General features: G+C 70.3%; 7 protein-coding genes and 4 pseudogenes. 6 read left to right on the forward strand and 5 right to left on the reverse strand.

The features are described from left to right. Positions 1 to 928: 928 nt before the first annotated feature. From UK82_RS02280 to UK82_RS41930, 4 genes and pseudogenes are all read right to left on the reverse strand, one after another. The coding region (locus UK82_RS02280) for a LuxR C-terminal-related transcriptional regulator (protein ID WP_236705390.1) at positions 929 to 1,559 on the reverse strand (631 nt) is incomplete at its 5' end. A gap of 1 nt (position 1,560) precedes the next feature. Continuing rightward, positions 1,561 to 1,825, reverse strand: a pseudogene (locus UK82_RS35075) (helix-turn-helix transcriptional regulator); the annotation flags it as partial. A gap of 155 nt (positions 1,826 to 1,980) precedes the next feature. Then, positions 1,981 to 4,333: DEAD/DEAH box helicase (locus UK82_RS35080; RefSeq protein WP_236705391.1), on the reverse strand; the 2,353-nt coding region annotated here is incomplete at its 5' end. Position 4,334: 1 nt separating this feature from the next. After that, a pseudogene (locus UK82_RS41930) lies at positions 4,335 to 6,132 on the reverse strand (TM0106 family RecB-like putative nuclease); the annotation flags it as partial. Between the two features lie 568 nt (positions 6,133 to 6,700). Here UK82_RS41930 and UK82_RS02290 point away from each other — a divergent pair. The 5 genes and pseudogenes from UK82_RS02290 to nhaA all read left to right on the forward strand — a co-directional run bounded on the left by UK82_RS02290 (position 6,701) and on the right by nhaA (position 13,640). Further along, complete coding sequence (locus UK82_RS02290; RefSeq protein ID WP_220386365.1) at positions 6,701 to 9,376, forward strand: GNAT family N-acetyltransferase; 2,676 nt, start codon at positions 6,701 to 6,703, stop codon at positions 9,374 to 9,376. 20 nt (positions 9,377 to 9,396) lie between these two features. After that, a complete protein-coding gene (locus UK82_RS02295) occupies positions 9,397 to 10,263 on the forward strand; it encodes a prephenate dehydratase (RefSeq protein WP_044884514.1) in 867 nt (288 codons plus the stop codon). Between the two features lie 96 nt (positions 10,264 to 10,359). After that, positions 10,360 to 11,743: ATP-dependent metallopeptidase FtsH/Yme1/Tma family protein (locus UK82_RS02300; protein ID WP_396230436.1), on the forward strand; the 1,384-nt coding region annotated here is incomplete at its 3' end. A 1-nt stretch (position 11,744) separates the two neighbouring features. Next, a pseudogene (locus UK82_RS35090) lies at positions 11,745 to 12,261 on the forward strand (cell division protein FtsH); the annotation flags it as partial. Beyond that, positions 12,258 to 13,640: a Na+/H+ antiporter NhaA gene (gene nhaA, locus UK82_RS02305; protein ID WP_044884512.1), complete on the forward strand. Its 1,383-nt coding sequence runs from the start codon at positions 12,258 to 12,260 to the stop codon at positions 13,638 to 13,640. The pseudogene UK82_RS35090 and the gene nhaA, both read left to right, overlap by 4 nt. Here nhaA and UK82_RS02310 read toward each other — a convergent pair. Then, on the reverse strand, positions 13,599 to 14,180 hold the full coding sequence (locus UK82_RS02310) for a DsbA family protein (protein ID WP_082121785.1): 582 nt from the start codon (positions 14,178 to 14,180) through the stop codon (positions 13,599 to 13,601). The genes nhaA and UK82_RS02310 overlap by 42 nt on opposite strands. Positions 14,181 to 14,536: 356 nt before the next feature. Here UK82_RS02310 and UK82_RS35095 point away from each other — a divergent pair. After that, a pseudogene (locus tag UK82_RS35095) lies at positions 14,537 to 15,626 on the forward strand (ribonucleoside-triphosphate reductase); the annotation flags it as partial.

The following is a 15,626-nucleotide window of genomic DNA, read 5'->3' on the forward strand; positions in this document are numbered from 1 at the left end:
CGCGTGAACCTCGCGGACGGACGCCGACGCTACGGATTCCAGGCGGCCACTTCAACGAGACCGACGGACGGTCGGGCCACCGCCGACGGGTTTCCGACACCGGGAAGCCCGGCCGCCCTGGGTCCACTCCCCCGCGGACCTCCGGGTTCGGCGACAGGTGGGTGCACCGGGGATGGTAACGACCATGGTCGGTCCGTTACCGACCGCTCGGGCACCTTCGGGCCGCGCAGGTGGAGGTGACCCTGTGCCAGGTTGATTCCGACCGACCCGCGCCAGAGCACCGAGGCGCGGTCCAGGCTCCGCATCCGAGTGAGGGGTGGGACAGTTCCTGCGCGCTCCCGCCTGCCCGCCTGACGGATCCCGATCCGGCGACCGCCGCGCGCTGATGGCGGGAACGTGGGCCCCGGCGCCGGGTCCACCGGAAGGTCCGGTGGTACCGGTCGGCCCGTCGATCTCAGGGTCTGCGGAACCCCGCGGCGCCGCCGGCGATCTCGGGGCGTCCGGGCAGGCGACGACGCCGGTTGCCCCGGCACAGGCCGGACGATCCCCGGCTCGTGCCATTCGGCACTCTCCGCCGGGCCTGCCATCATGACTACCCGAGTGGAGCCGACCGGCCCGGGAGGAGTCCCCGCGCCTGCACGACGACCAGCGCGGCCATCGGGTACGCCGGTCCCTGCCGTGGGCCGAAAGATCACTGGTTTGGCCGACGGTGCAGCGCCGTCCGCTCCGTTGTCGGCACGTCCGACCGTCGACCCATCCTGCGCCGGCGGATCCGGTGAATCCCGGATCCGCCGGCGCGGGATGAGGCGTCCTCAGAGCGGGAGCAGTCCCACTCGCGGCTTTGGCGCAGGCTGCGCGCCACCTCAGCAGGGCGGATTCGCCCGACCAGCGGGGCTCCCGGACGAAGCCCGGGAGCCCCGCCGCCGTGTCAGGGAAGCATGCCCAGCTGGCGAGCAGCGTGCACCGCCGCGGTCCGGTTACGGACCCCGAGCTTGCGCATGATGCTGCGCAGATATGCCTTCACCGTCTCCGGTGACACGGTGAGACGCCGCGCGGTTTCGACGTTGGACAGGCCGAGTGCGACCTGTGCCAGCACCTCAAGCTCACGCGGGGTCAACGCCAACCGGCCGCCGACCTTCGCCTCCTGGTCCAACAGCCCGCGCAGCAGCTCCGATACGCCCCCGATCCGGCCACGCAGCAACGGGTCGGCCACATGTTCGGTGACCTCCTGAAGCTCCCGGTAGGCCAGCCGCAGACTCTCCTGCGGCTGGCCGGGCGAACGCGGCAGCGGCACGGCGCCCACCGCTCTGGTAGCCGGCGCACGATGCCCTGGTGGCACCGCCGTCGACAGCGGCTCTGTACGCGCTGCGACTGCGCCCAGCTCGCGTTCCATCAGTCGAGCCGTGGCGATGGCCGCGTGAATCGCGGCCTCGGTGAACGGCGCCTCGGTCCGCATGGCTCCATACAGCACGGCGACCACCACGCTGTCCATGCAGACCGGCACAGCGAGAATCGCTCCCAGCTCACTGCTCTCGATCGTTGGGGCAGTGGAGCGAAAANCCCTTCTCGCCGCAGCCGGGTCGTTGATGACGACCGGGCGGCAATGCCGAACCACCTGCCCGCCGATTCCCGTCCCAGGTGGGACGGAGTGACCGAGCAGTCCGCTCGGTGCGGGTCCGTCCACGTTAGTGACGGTCAAACGACCGGAATGTGGTGTGACCATTCCACCGAATGTGAGATGGGCTCCCGATGAAGCGCGCAGCCGGGCGATCGCCCGCGGCAGGACTGTCTGCACGCGACTGGGGGCCGACACGTCCACTGTCACGAGCGTCCCCTTCCCCGACCTGTAGAAGACGAAGGGAATCGTAGCACCCGTTTTACGATAAGCACAAATAAGTGCACAAACGGCATGACGCCGAATGTTGTCCGAGAGTCGGGGCCTGTTCGCGCGTAACGGATTTTCCCGACTGGAACCCAACCTCAGGAGAAGGGCAGATGCATCTGCGTGCGCGGCCCACCGGCTACGCGGGCGCCCTCGGTCACCGGCTCGGGGACGCCGGCCCCGGGACCGCCGTCCCGCGCGCCGTCCCCCGCGGCAGCCGCCGTCGGCTCGCCGGGACGATGAGCCGGCACCGCGAACAGGTCGGTGCAGGCCATCGCCCGCAGCCGGGCCAACCCGGCGAGCAGGTGGAGCTCCGCGACGCTGCGTGGAGAGCTGTCGAGCAACGCCGGCGACATCACCAGAACCGCCGCCACCTGCGCCCGGGACAACGCGACGTTGAGCCGGTTGCGGGAGAGCAGGAAGTCGAGCCCGCGTGGCGCCTCGGCGGCGCTGGAGGTCGTCAACGACGTGACCACCACCGCCGCCTCCTGACCCTGGAACCGGTCCACCGTGCCGACCCGCACGCCCGGCAGACCGGCGGCCTCGAGCGCACGTTCGATCGCTCGGACCTGGCGGTTGTACGGGGCGACCACGAGCACGTCCGCCCCCGCCAGCGGGCGGGAACCCTCACCGTCGATGATCAGCCGATCCATCAGGTGTCGAACGATTGCACCCACCGCAGACACCTCCTCGTCGGAGCGTGTGCCGTTGTCGGTGTGGACGACGTCGTGCAGATACAGTCCGGCAGGCACGCCGGTGACGGCGCGGGTCGCGGCAATCGGGTGGGACCGTAGCAGGCCACGGTAGGCGAGGGCGGACACCGGCGCGCACACCGCCGGGTGTAGCCGGCGGGTCCGATCGAGGAAGTAGCCGAGCGCGGGTGGGATCACCTCGGCGTCGCCCAGCAGGTGTGACAGGGCAGAGGCGTCAGCACCCTCGGGGTGGATGCCCGCCACGACCTGCGGCAACTGCTGCGGATCTCCGAGCAGGACCAGGTTGCGGGCCGCTGGGGCCACCGCGAGGGTGTCGGCCAGCGCGAACTGCCCCGCCTCGTCGATGATCAGGACATCGAACGGCACGGCCGCGAGCGTCGGGTTGGCGAAGGCCCAGGCGGTGTCGCCGACGAGGTGGCCGTCCGGATGGGCCTCCCGCCACGCCGCCAGCGCCCGCAGGTCGCGCGGCGTGTCCCAGGGTGGACGGTGCGCCGGTTCAACCGGCGCGCCGGAGCGCTGCTTCTTGGCCGCGGCGACCAGCGGACGCCACGGCAAGGCGCCATCAGCACCCTCGAGGCCGCCAGCGCCCTCGGCACCATTGACATCGTCCGACTCGGCGTGGGCGGTGGGCGGCGGGGGCTGACCGGTGGCGGCGAGCATTGCATTTTCAATTGCCTTGTGGCTGGTCGAGCAGATTCCCACTGACTTGCCCTGCGCGATCAGGTGCTGGATCAGCCGGCCGGCCAGATAGGTCTTGCCGGCACCGGGCGGCCCCTGCACGGCCAGATACGAACCGTCGAGGGCGCTGACCGCGGCCAGGACGGCGGTGACCTGGTCGTCGCCGTCCTCGGGCACCGGTAGGCCGGCGGTCGGGCCGATGAGTCGGGGCGGCTCGCGACGCAGCAGGTCCGTCGCCGACTCCTCGGGCAGGCGGCCGGGCAGCGCGGCGACGGCCCGGCGGGCAAGCTCACGGACCGCGGTGGGTTTCGGTTCCGGCCGCACCGGCGCGCCGGGCAGCACGGCCGTCGGCAGCGCGCGGCTGACCGCGTCCGGTGCCACGCTCTCCCTCAGGAGCAGCACGTGCGGCTCGGCCCGTTCGACCACGGCGTCGGTGGTCCCGCCGGCAGCGCCCGGCGGACCCGGGTACAGCAGCCGCACGGACTCGCCCCGGTCGAACGGATGCGGACGGTTCGGGTCGACGCGCGCCTGCAGCAGCCGGCGGCTGCGCCGCCGCCGCCCTGACGGCTCCTCCCAGTCCTCGATCACGGCCCACCCGGTCGGCACGGCACAGTCGTCAGCCGCCTCCAGGCTCACCCGATCGGCGATCAACGCTGCGAAGTAGGTCCACCAGGCCGGCTTGTTCTCCCGCCGGTGATAGCCCACCGCCGCGGCGAGCAGGGCCCGAGCCCGCTGGTCGGCCGACCAGGCCGACGGCTCGGGGGGCAGCCCCGCAACCAGCGCGTCGACGAGGGCGTCAGGATCGTCGTCACCGGCGAGCGACGCCGGCTCGACCGCGCCCGGAACATCGGCTCCCAGAGCGCCTGGATCCACCGCGACGCTCCCCCGGGCCGCAACCCCCTCTTGCTGGCGCAGCCGGAGCAGCCAGCGGTGCAACCGGTGGGTCGACACGCAGTCCACCTGGTTGTATTCGGCGATCTCGGCAAGCACCCGATCGGCCTCGGCCGTCTCCCCCGCGGCCCGGTACGCCAGGAAGGACTCGTATGCCACGATGCTGTCCNCGGCGTTCTTCACCGCCGCCTGCCGCGCGTCCGGGAAGAACAGCGGCTCGAGATACTTGATCGAATAGGACGGCTGGGAGATCCGCAGGCTGCGCCGGACCACCGCGTAGAGGTCGATCAGCCGGTTGCCGGCGAGCAGCTCGTCGACCTGCCGCTCCCGCGTGCCATGCCGTGCCGCCAGCCGCCGCAACGCGTTGAGCTCGTAGGGCGCGTAGTGGTAGATGTGGGCGCCAGGATGCTCGCGCAACCGCGCCGCGGCCCAGTCGACGAAGGACTCGAACGCCAGCCGCTCGCCGTGCCGGTCATGCGCCCAGAACGCTCGGAAGGCCTCCGCCTCGGCAGCGACCGGACTACACCCGCTCGGGGGCTCGGTCAGCGTGACGGCCCCGAAGAGGTACTCCAGACCGGCGGCGTCCAACGCATACGGATCGCCCTCCATGTCGAAGTAGATGTCGGCCGGGTCCGCCACCGGGAGTGACGCAAGGCCCGCCACATCGACCATCCGCACGGTCACCGTCCCCAACGGGTCGTCCGCGCTGCGGGTCGCATCCTGCGCCGCCTGCAATTCGGCCTGAAGGCGCAGTCCAGCGAACGCCGCGGCGGACATCGCCGCCGGCCGTTGCTCGTCGCGCGCGGCGGCGAGCTCCTCGACGGACGTGATGCCCGCCCCGCGCAGCACGCGCCGCTGCTCGGTCCGCAGCCCCGCGACCAGGGACAGATCGCGGGCCGCTGCCCGACCCTCGGTGCAATGCTCCGAGAAGGCACAGCTTGCGCACTCCGGACGGGGCTGCGCCCACGACGGGTCGGAAACAACCGCCGGCGCGGCCAGCCGGGCATCGAGGCGGCTGCGAGCATGGCGGACCATCGGCACGACGTCATCGACCCGGAACGAACGCACCATGCCGACGGCGCCCGCCCGATCATCCCGCCCGCCGCGCCCACCCCCGGCACAGCCCGGTTCCGTCGGCGCGCCGGCGCCAGCCATGCCCGATTCCCGCGCGGGATGCAGGAGGTGCATCATGCGCGGCACTGCCACACCGACCGATGGCATCGCCACGGCGTACGCGGCGAGCTGCAGGACAGCCCCGGGCCGGGCCTGCCGGGCGAGCTTGGCATCGTAGGGCTCGTAGTGACCCGGCTGGGCGGGCCCGCTGTGTGCGCCGGTTCTCGGGTCGCGGTGCGCCGCGACGAGGAAGTCCGGCCGGCCCTGGAAGGAGCCGTCGAACAGCACACCCTGGTAGACCACCGGAGCTCCGGCGGCGAGCGCGCGGCGCGTCCGCTCGCTGGCCTCGGCGAGAGCGTCGGGGGTCGGCGCCGGACGAGGGATCTCCACCACCCCGTCGGTTCCGAAACACCGGCGGAGATGCGCCAGCACACGTCGTTCGTGGGCCTCGCCATGCCGGACCGCGGTCAGATCCGGGGCGCTGACCCGCAACCGTCCACTCAGGCCACCTGTCGCGCCCTCGGGCACCACCTGGGCGACGGGGGTGGTGGCGACAAGCCGACCTGGGCTGCCGACATCCGCGCCGCCGACACTCTCGTCGCCGACGGACAGCAGGCCAGTGGCCAGCGCATGCGCAAGCCCGACCCGGTGCCCGCATTCGAGATCGTCAACAAGATCGCCCGCGGAGACAACCCAGTGATCGTCGAACCTCTGCACGTCACCATCCCGTCCGGACCATCCGTCCGGTCCGGTCGCATATTGTCTCGCGTCCCCCCTTCGGCATTCGGCCGGGTCCGGAGCACGCAGAACGCCGGCACGGACGATTACCGGCGCCCGAGTCCCGCAGCTCGCCATCGCGGCGCGGGCCGTCCGTTCGGGCCACCTCGATCAGGTGCACCATGTCCGCGCGGGTGGGCGGATGCGAGATCGAGCCATCCGTGTCATTCGTCACATCGCAGTGCAGCGATAGCCGCTCCGGAGCCATGCCGCCACGCACAACAAGGACCTTCTGGAGCCGCTTCAGGGTCAGGCAGCGCACGGTCGTCCTGCGCGGCAGGACCTCGCCTGCGCGATCCGGGGTCTATGCGATCAGGCCTCTATGCGAACCGACCGAGGCCGCCGTCGCCACCAGGTATTACGATGGAACACAAAGAGGATCATGAAATGGGGCGGGTGGCCGCGGTCGCTCCTCGCGGTCCGGCCTGGAGATGTGGGGTCCCTGCCGCGCATGGCCAGACGTAACCGCCTGGCGACGAGCGGATGTTGAGCCCCGGGAGGACGCATCGTGGCAGCTTCCCGGCCAGATCGGTCGACACCTGCTCTCCCCCCCGCCCACAGGGCCGCAGGGCCAGTAGCCCCGCCGACCGGACGGCCGGCGGGGACTCCCCTGGTCCCGCCGGGCGGCGGGCCCAGTCCGACGAGCGTGAAGGCGGAGCAGGACCGCCGTGTCGAGGACGTCGTGCTTGCCGACGGCGGGTCGGTCACGGTGCGGCCGCTGGGCCCCGATGACGCCGGCCGACTGAGTGCCTTCCACCTGCGCCTGAGCGAGGCGAATCCCCACGATCCGGATCTCGCCGGCGCCGCGGGGGATCCCGCGCTGCTGGCCGGGCGGGTCGTCTCGCCCGGCAGCCGGGCGTCCGCGGTGCTCGGCGCGTTCGTCGGCGACGAGATCGTCGGGCTGGTCGAGTACAGCAAGATCGGCGACGTCGGCGATGCACGGTTCGGAATCCTCGTCGAGAACCCTCATCAGGGACGAGGGCTCGGCACGCTGCTCATCGACATCCTCATCGACACCGCCGGGGAGGCCGGTGTGCGCCGGCTTGTCGCGGACGTGCCGGTGAGTAGTCGACGGGTTCTGGAGGTTCTGCGTTCGATCGGCTTCGACCTCACCCCCGCGGACGACACCCAGATCCGCGTGAGCTACCCGGTGGAACCGGGAGACGGCCCTCCGAGCGGTACTCGGTCGCGCCGGGGACGAGTCGGCGGCGGTCTGGACCATCCGGACGGGTCCCGAAGCATCGACCGGCTGCTGCACCCTCGGGCGGTTGCCGTCATCGGGGCAAGTCGCGAGCCCGGAACGGTCGGTCACGAGGTCTTCCGCCGCCTGCTCCACAGCGGGTTCACCGGAGCGGTCTATCCCGTCAACGCCGCGGCGAGCCATGTCGCCTCGGTTTACGCCTACCAGGATCTGCATGCGGTGCCCGCCGAGATCGACCTGGCCGTCGTGGCGGTGCCGGCGCAACGGGTGACCGAGGTTCTGCGGGCCTGCGCGCAGAAGCGGGTCCGCGGTGTCATCGTCGTGTCGGCCGGCTTCGCGGACGGCGGGGACGAGGGCCGGGCCCTGCTGGCGGACGCCATCCGGATCGCCCGGGACGGCGGCATGCGCCTGATCGGCCCGAACGCGATGGGTGTCATCAACACCGCGCCGACCACCCGGCTGCATGCCACCTTCGCCGTCGGGGAACCCCCGGCCGGCCGGGTCGGCGTCTTCACCCAGTCCGGCGCCCTGGCCGGCACGTTCCTCACCGACGCCGCCCGCCGCGCGGTGGGATTCTCCACCTTCGTCTCCGCCGGAGACCGATCCGACGTCTCGACGAACGACCTCCTGGAGTACTGGCAGTCCGATCCACGGACTGATGTGATCATGCTTCATCTGCAGAGTTTCGGCAATCCGAGGCGCTTCGCCCGGATTGCTCGTCAGCTCGGTCGGCACAAGCCCGTCGTGGCGTTGAAGAGCGGTCAGGAGTCCGCGGACACGGGAGTGGACGCGCTTTTCACCAGTGCCGGAGTGGTCCGCGCCGACACCCTGAACCAGCTCTTCGACGTCGTGCAGCTACTGGCCCATCAACCACTGCCTGCCGGACGACGGGTCGGCATCGTGGGAACAAGCAGCGCGCTCGCGGCGCTCGCCACGGACGCCTGCCGTACCTACGGACTCGAGGTCCCCTCACTGTCCAAGGAGACCTGGTCCGATCTCGCCGCTCTCGTCGGCCACCGGTACGCCACCAATCCGGTCGACCTCGGTCCGCTGGCCGATCCCGAGCGGTTCGACGCCGCGTTGCGCCTGGTCGCGGCCTCGGGCGACGTCGATGCGATCATCGCGCTGGTGACCCCACACGCTCAGGTTGACCGGCTCGGAGCCGCGGTGCGGGAGGTTGCGGCCGACAGCGGCCTGCCGGTGCTCGCCTCCTACCTCGGTCAGGACGGCATGCCCGCCGCGCTCGCGGTAGCGGACCCGAGCGGCTCTGCCGGCCGAGGCTCGGTGCCGTCGTACTCCTCACCGGAATCGGCCGCGCTGGCACTCTCGCGCGCCGCCGACCATGCTGCCTGGCGTGCGCGGGATCACGGCCGGGTGCCCGCGCTGGACCACATCGACCCGGACGGCGCCCGCGCGGAGGTCGAACGCCACCCGAAGAACGGCACCTGGCTGCCGGAACCGGCTGTGGCCACGTTGCTGGCCGGGGTCGGGCTGCGGGCATGGCCCAGTATTCGCGTCGCCGACGAGGCGCAGGCGCGGGCGGCGGCGGAGGCACTCGGCTGGCCGGTGGCCCTCAAAATCTCCGATGAACGCTTCCGTAGCAGGCTCGACGTCGGGGCTGTCCAACTCGGCCTGGGTGACCCGGATGAGCTCGCGGGTGCCTGGCGGGCCGTGCGGGCCGCAGTCGGCTCCGGCGACATGCTCGTGCAACCGATGGCACCTGCCGGGGTATCCACCGTCGTACGGTTGCGTCAGGATCCGACCGTCGGCCCGCTGCTCTCCCTTCGACTGGGCGGCGCCGTCGCGGACCTGCTCGTCGATCCGCTGGCACGCACCCTGCCCTTGACGGACCGGGACGCCGAGGACCTGATCCACGAGATCCGTGGCAGCGTGCTGCTGGTCGGGGGGTCCGGCGCGCCCGCCGCCGATACCGACGCTCTGGCAGATCTCCTGCACCGGGTCGCCCGGCTCGCGGAGGAACTTCCGGCCATCGGCGAGATCCTGCTCGATCCGGTACTCGTCGGCCGTCGTGGCGTGGTGCTGCTCCACGCGGGGATCCGCCTGCTACCGCCCGAGACCGAGTCGCGCACGCTCCTGCGAGCGCTTGCTGTCCAGCCCTGACCGCCCGGTACGGTCTTGGTATGACCGCACGACAGAGGATCGCGTTCCAGGGTGAGCGGGGAGCCAACTCGCACATCGCCTGCCGGGATGTCTATCCGGACTACGACGCGGTCCCCTACCAGACCTTCGACGAGTGCTTCGCCGCGCTGGAGGACGGTGCGGTAGACCTCGCGATGATTCCGGTCGAGAACTCCACCGCGGGTCGGGTCGCCGACATCCACCACCTGCTGCCCAGGCCCGCGGTGCACATCATCGGCGAGTACTTTCTCCCCGTCCGCCACCAGTTGCTCGGGATACCCGGCGCGTCCCTCGACGATGTGAAGACGGTGCACAGCCACCCGCAGGCACTCGCCCAGTGTCGCGAGGGGCTGCGCGAGCTGGGACTCGTCGCCGTCGCCGCCGCCGACACCGCGGGCTCCGCACGGGAGATCAGCGAAGCGGGCGATCCATCCCGGGCGGCGATCGCCTCCCGGCTCGCGGCCGAGGCGTACGGGCTCCAGATCCTGCGTGCGGATCTCGAGGACGAGGAGCACAACACGACACGCTTCCTCATCCTCTCCGGCGAGAACCTCCGTGCCGCCTCCGGGATCGGACCAATCGTGACCACGTTCGTCTTCAAGGTCCACAACCGTCCGGCCGCACTGTACAAGGCACTCGGCGGGTTCGCCACCAACGGCGTCAACATGACGAAGCTGGAAAGCTACATGGTGGGTGGTGAGTTTGTGGCCACCCAGTTCCTCGCCGATATCGAAGGCAGCCCCGAGGACTCCACCGTCGCCAGCGCGTTCGAGGAACTGTCGTTCTACGCGGACTACCGCATCCTCGGGGTCTACCGCGCGAGCCGCTACCGGGAACGCGAACGGATCGGCGCGCGCGCCGGACTCTGATCCCGGGCGGAGGACGAGGGCCGGATCACGGTGAACGCGGGAGTCAACGCTGGTACAAAGTGCCCAACAGGCCTATTCCGACGTCAGGAGTACCAGTTGATCTCGCCGGTCCGCCTCGGGGCCATTCATCCTTCCACCCAGGCGCGACCGGGACCGCCGAAGGATACTCCGCCCAAACCCGCGCCGCCGCCAATGCCGAGCTGGCGCCGGGTTCTCCTTCCACTCGGCGTCATCATCACCCTCCTGCTGCTGTTCGGACCTAGCCTGTTCGCCACCCGGCCGGAGTCCCTGAAGTACTCGGAGTTCGTGGACCGGGTGAACGCGGCGGCGGTCCGGTCGATATCCGTGGATGATCACGGCGGGATCGATGGCACTCTGAAGACCGGCGGGGACTTCACCACCCAGATTCCGACCGCTCTCAACACGGACGATCTCGAAGGTCGGTTGCGGGCGAAGGGTGTGCAGATCACCGGGACCCGAACCGGGACCTCGTTCGGGTCGGTCGTGCTGAGCTTCCTGCCGCTGATCTTCCTGATCGGCTTCTTCGTCTGGTCAGGCCGGCAGGCACGCCGGCTCGGCGGCGGCATCGGCGGCCTCGGCATGTTCGGTCGGTCCAAGGCAAAGATCACCGAGACGGAGCGGCCGACGACCCGCTTCTCCGACGTCGCCGGCTACGAGGGAGCAAAGCAGGAGATCGGCGAGGTTGTCGACTTTCTCCGCAGCCCCGAGCACTACAGCCGGGTCGGCGCGCATGGCCCCCGTGGGGTGCTGATGGTCGGTCCGCCCGGCACCGGGAAGACCCTGCTCGCCAGGGCCGTTGCAGGCGAGGCGGATGTGCCGTTTCTGTCGATCACCGGTTCCGGGTTCGTCGAGATGTTCGTCGGAGTCGGCGCATCTCGGGTGCGTGACCTGTTCGCCGAGGCACGCAAGCGCGCCCCCTCCATCGTGTTCATCGATGAGATCGACGCGATCGGCGGCCGGCGGGGCGGCAACGCCATCGGCGGCAACGACGAACGGGAACAGACCCTCAACCAGCTGCTGGCGGAGATGGACGGTTTCGAGCAGGATTCGGGTGTCGTGGTGTTGGCCGCGACGAACCGGCCGGAAACCCTCGACACCGCGCTGCTGCGTCCCGGCCGATTCGACCGCCAGGTGACGGTTCCGCTGCCTACCCAGGCCGAACGCCTGGCGATCCTGGGCGTTCACGCCCGCGGCAAGACCCTTGCTCCCGATGCCGACCTCGACCGCGTCGCTCGCGGTACCCCCGGATTTTCCGGCGCGGATCTGGCGAACCTTCTCAACGAGGCGGCCATCCACGCCGTGCGAGACGGCCGGCAGGTCGTCACCGCCGGAGACCTGGATGCGGCTCGGGACCGCATCCTGCTCGGCCGCCGCGACGGTTCGAACGCGCTGCTGCCGGACGAGAAGCAGTCCGTGGCCGTGCACGAGTCCGGGCACGCCTTGGTCGCGGCACTGTGCGNACACGCGGACCCGGTGGCGAAAGTGACGATCCTGCCTGCCGGAATGTCTCTCGGGGTGACCGAACAACTGCCTGAGGCCGAGCGGCATCTCTACTCGGAGGGTTATCTCCTCGACAGCCTCGCCGTGCGGCTGGGAGGCCGTGCCGCCGAGCTGGTCGTGTTCGGGCACGGCTCCACGGGCGCATCGTCGGACCTGACCGGCGCGACGCAGCTCGCCACCCGGATGGTGCGCGAGTTCGGCCTGTCCAGCGCGATCGGCCCCGTCGGCTACGGCAGTCAGAATCCGCAGTACCTCGGCGGCGAGGAACTGGTGAGCCGGCCGTACTCGGAACAGACTCAGCGTTTGATCGACTCCGAGGTCGCCCGGCTCCTGCGGGAGGCCGAGGCCCGAGCCATCGACCTGCTGTCCACTCACCGCTACGCCCTCGACGCGCTGAGCGCTCTGCTTCTCGAGCAGGAGACGGTCGACGGCTCGGCGGTGGAGGCCACCCTGCACGATCGGGGATCCGGACTGTGACTGCGCCGCCGCGGCCAGGCCCCGGGCTTCGGGTGCGCTTGCCGCAGGTCGCCCCATCAGTACGGGAATTCCTCGCGACCGAAGCCGGCGGGGCCGTACTCCTCCTACTCGCCGCGGTCGCCGCCCTCACCTGGGCAAACTCCCCGTGGTCGGGCAGCTACGACAGATTCTGGAGCACCACGGCGGAGCTTCGCCTCGGGGACGCCGGGTTCGACATGACGCTGCACCACTGGGTGAACGACGGCGCAATGGCGATCTTCTTCGCCGTCGTGGGCCTGGAGATCAGCCGCGAGTTCACGACGGGCGAGCTGCGCGACCGGCGCACGATCGCCGTGCCCGCGCTCGGCGCGATCGGTGGACTGACCCTACCAGCAGTGATCTACTTCGCCTTGAACCGATCCGGGCCGGAATCGAGCGGGTGGGGCATCCCGATGTCCACCGACACGGCGTTCGTCATCGGGATCCTCGCCCTGTTCGGCCCCCGGTGTCCCGACCGACTTCGGCTGTTCCTGCTCACCCTCGCGATCGTCGACGATATCGGCGCGATCACCGTAGTAGGGATCTTCTACACGGACCATGTGAATCTCGCCGGTCTCGCAGTCGCGGGCGCAACGGTGCTGGCGATCCTCGCCCTACGCTGGCTGCGGGTGTGGCAGCTTCCCCCGTACATTCTCGCGTCGCTTGTGCTCTGGGGTGCGATCCACGTCTCCGGCGTCCACGCGACGCTGGCGGGCGTTCTCGTGGGCCTTCTCGTTCCCGCTATCCCACCCCGCCCCGACCAGGTCGAAGAGGTACCCATCTACGTCCGGGCCCTGCAGGAGGACTCCAACGCCACCAGAGTCGGCCTCGCGGTGGCGGCGGCGAAGGCAACGGTGCCGGCCAACGACCGGTTGCAGCGCGTGCTACACCCCATCAGCGCGTTCGTCGTCGTTCCCGTGTTCGGACTGGCGAATGCCGGCGTTCACCTGGACGGCTCGGCCCTGCGGACGGCGGCGGCGTCATCGGTGACGCTGGGCGTGGCGGCGGCCTTGATCGCCGGAAATGCCTGCGGGATCTCCGTGGCGGGCGTGATGGCGATCCGGACCGGTCTTGGTCAACTGCCCGGTCGCGTGCGGTACGGGCACCTACTCGGCGCGGCTACCCTGGCAGGCATCGGCTTCACCATCTCGCTGTTCATCACGGAACTGGCATTCACCGACGAGGCCCTGCAGGAACAAGCCAAGATCGGCATTCTCGCCGGCTCGCTCGTGGCTGCCCTCGCCGGAACCGTCATCCTTCGGGTGCTCGGCGAGCGGATGCCACTGTGCTCGCCGATGACCGACGAACCCGTACCCCGCCTACCTCCGCGACCATGGCGCGCGCCGGTGCCGGCGAAGTGACAGACTCGCCGCCTTGCGCAGCGGGGCGATCTCGGTGCGCCCCCGATAGGGCTCGCCGTTGATGAAGATCGTCGGCGTGCCGCGCACTCCTTGCTCGATCCCGCGTGCGTAGTCGGCCTCCACAGCATCCCCGAAGGGTTGCGCAGCGTCCCCGATGACCCGATCCCCGTCGATACCGAGTGACGCAGCGTAGGCGTGGAGAAACTTGTCGGCAAGCCGGTCCTGTCGGGCGAAGAGCAGATCGTGCATCTCCCAGAACCGACTCTGCAGACCAGCGGCCTCCGCAGCAAGCGCCGCGGTGAGGGCGTAGGGATGGATGTCGAAGACGGGGAAGTGTCGAAAAACGAGCCGAACCTGGCCCTCCGACATCTCGGCGAACTCATGCAGGACGGGTGCCGCCTGGGCGCAGTAGGGACACTGGAAGTCGGCGTACTCCACGACCACGATGGGCGCGTCCGCAGGCCCTCGGGAGTGCCGGAACGGATCTATCGGCACCGCGGCCGACACTTGACGCCCGTCCCGACCCGCCGGCGACCGCAACCGATTCCACCTCCCGGTCTCTGCCAGCGAACAGGATTCGGTCATACCCGTGGGCTTGGTGCGCTCGGAGGACCGCGACGGGCTCCCTGAGCCGGACCACATCCCCCCAGACGTCGGCGCCTCCTCCATGGCGCGATTATCCCCGCTGCCTGGCGAAAGGCGATGCCGAGCCAGGAACCGGACACCGACTTTTGTGTCACGAGTCACATTCACCCGTGGGCCCCTGCTCGACCCTCTGCGGTGTATGTGACCATCGCCCCGTTGCCTGGCGTCGTCGAGGCCGCCGTCCACAGGCGCGGCTCGCCGGTGAGACGAACCGACTCGCACCAGCGTGCCCATCAGACGCGAGGAGCACCATGCTCGACACGCCGGCGGCGCTGTACGCCGATCCACAGTCCCCCCCGAGCCTCGGCCTGGGCGCCGACGTCGGAAGGCAGGGGGCCGTCGACCCCGGGTCGCCGGTCGACAGGGGATCGGAGGCCGCGCGCGGGTTGCGCATCAATCGCATCCGCACGACGCCAGGCGTTCATCCCTTTGACGAGGTCCGATGGGACCGGCGGGACGTCGTCACGACCAACTGGCGGGACGGTTCGGCCAACTTCCAGCAGCGCGGAGTCGAGTTTCCCTCGTTCTGGTCGGCCGCGGCGGCGACCATCGTAGCCAGCAGGTACTTCCACGGCGCACCAGGCAGCACGGAACGGGAGTGGTCCCTGCGGCAGCTCATCGAGAGGGTGGTGCGTCCTTATGTTCACGCCGGCCGTGAGCACGGATACTTCGCGTCCGACGACGACGCGGAAATTTTCGAACACGAGCTGATCTGGCTGCTACTCCATCAGGCGTTCAGCTTCAACAGCCCGGTGTGGTTCAACGTGGGTACCGACCTGCCCCAACAGGTCGCCTCGTGCTTCATCCTCGCCGCCGACGACAGTCTTGACTCCGTCCTTGGCTGGTATCGCGACGAGGCGTTGCTCTTCCGGGGCGGCGCCGGCTCGGGGGTGAACCTCTCTCGGTTGCGATCTACGGCGGAGCTGCTGCCCTCGGGGCGCCCCGCGCCGGGTCCGGTGAGCATCATGCGTGGGGCTGACGCATCGGCGGGGAGCATCCGCTCGGGGGGAGCCCCTCGGCCAGCCGCGAAGATCGTCGTCCTCGACGTGGATCATCCCGACATCGTCGACTTCATCGAGTGCAAGGCACGCGAGGAGCGAAAGATCCGCGCCCTGCGCGACGCCGGATTCGACATGGACGTCGGCGGCCGGGACATCGATTCCGTCCAGTTCCAGAACGCCAACAACGCGGTGCGGGTCAGCGACGCCTTCATGCACGCCGTTGCGGCGGACCAAACCATCGAGCTGCGCGCCCGAGGCGACGGGCAGACCGTAAGAACGGTCTCCGCCCGCAAGATCTTCCGCATGATTGCGCAGGCCGCCTGGGAATGCGCCGATCCGG

This window comes from Frankia sp. ACN1ag (genome assembly GCF_001414035.1).
In the GTDB taxonomy this organism is placed as follows: domain Bacteria; phylum Actinomycetota; class Actinomycetes; order Frankiales; family Frankiaceae; genus Frankia; species Frankia torreyi.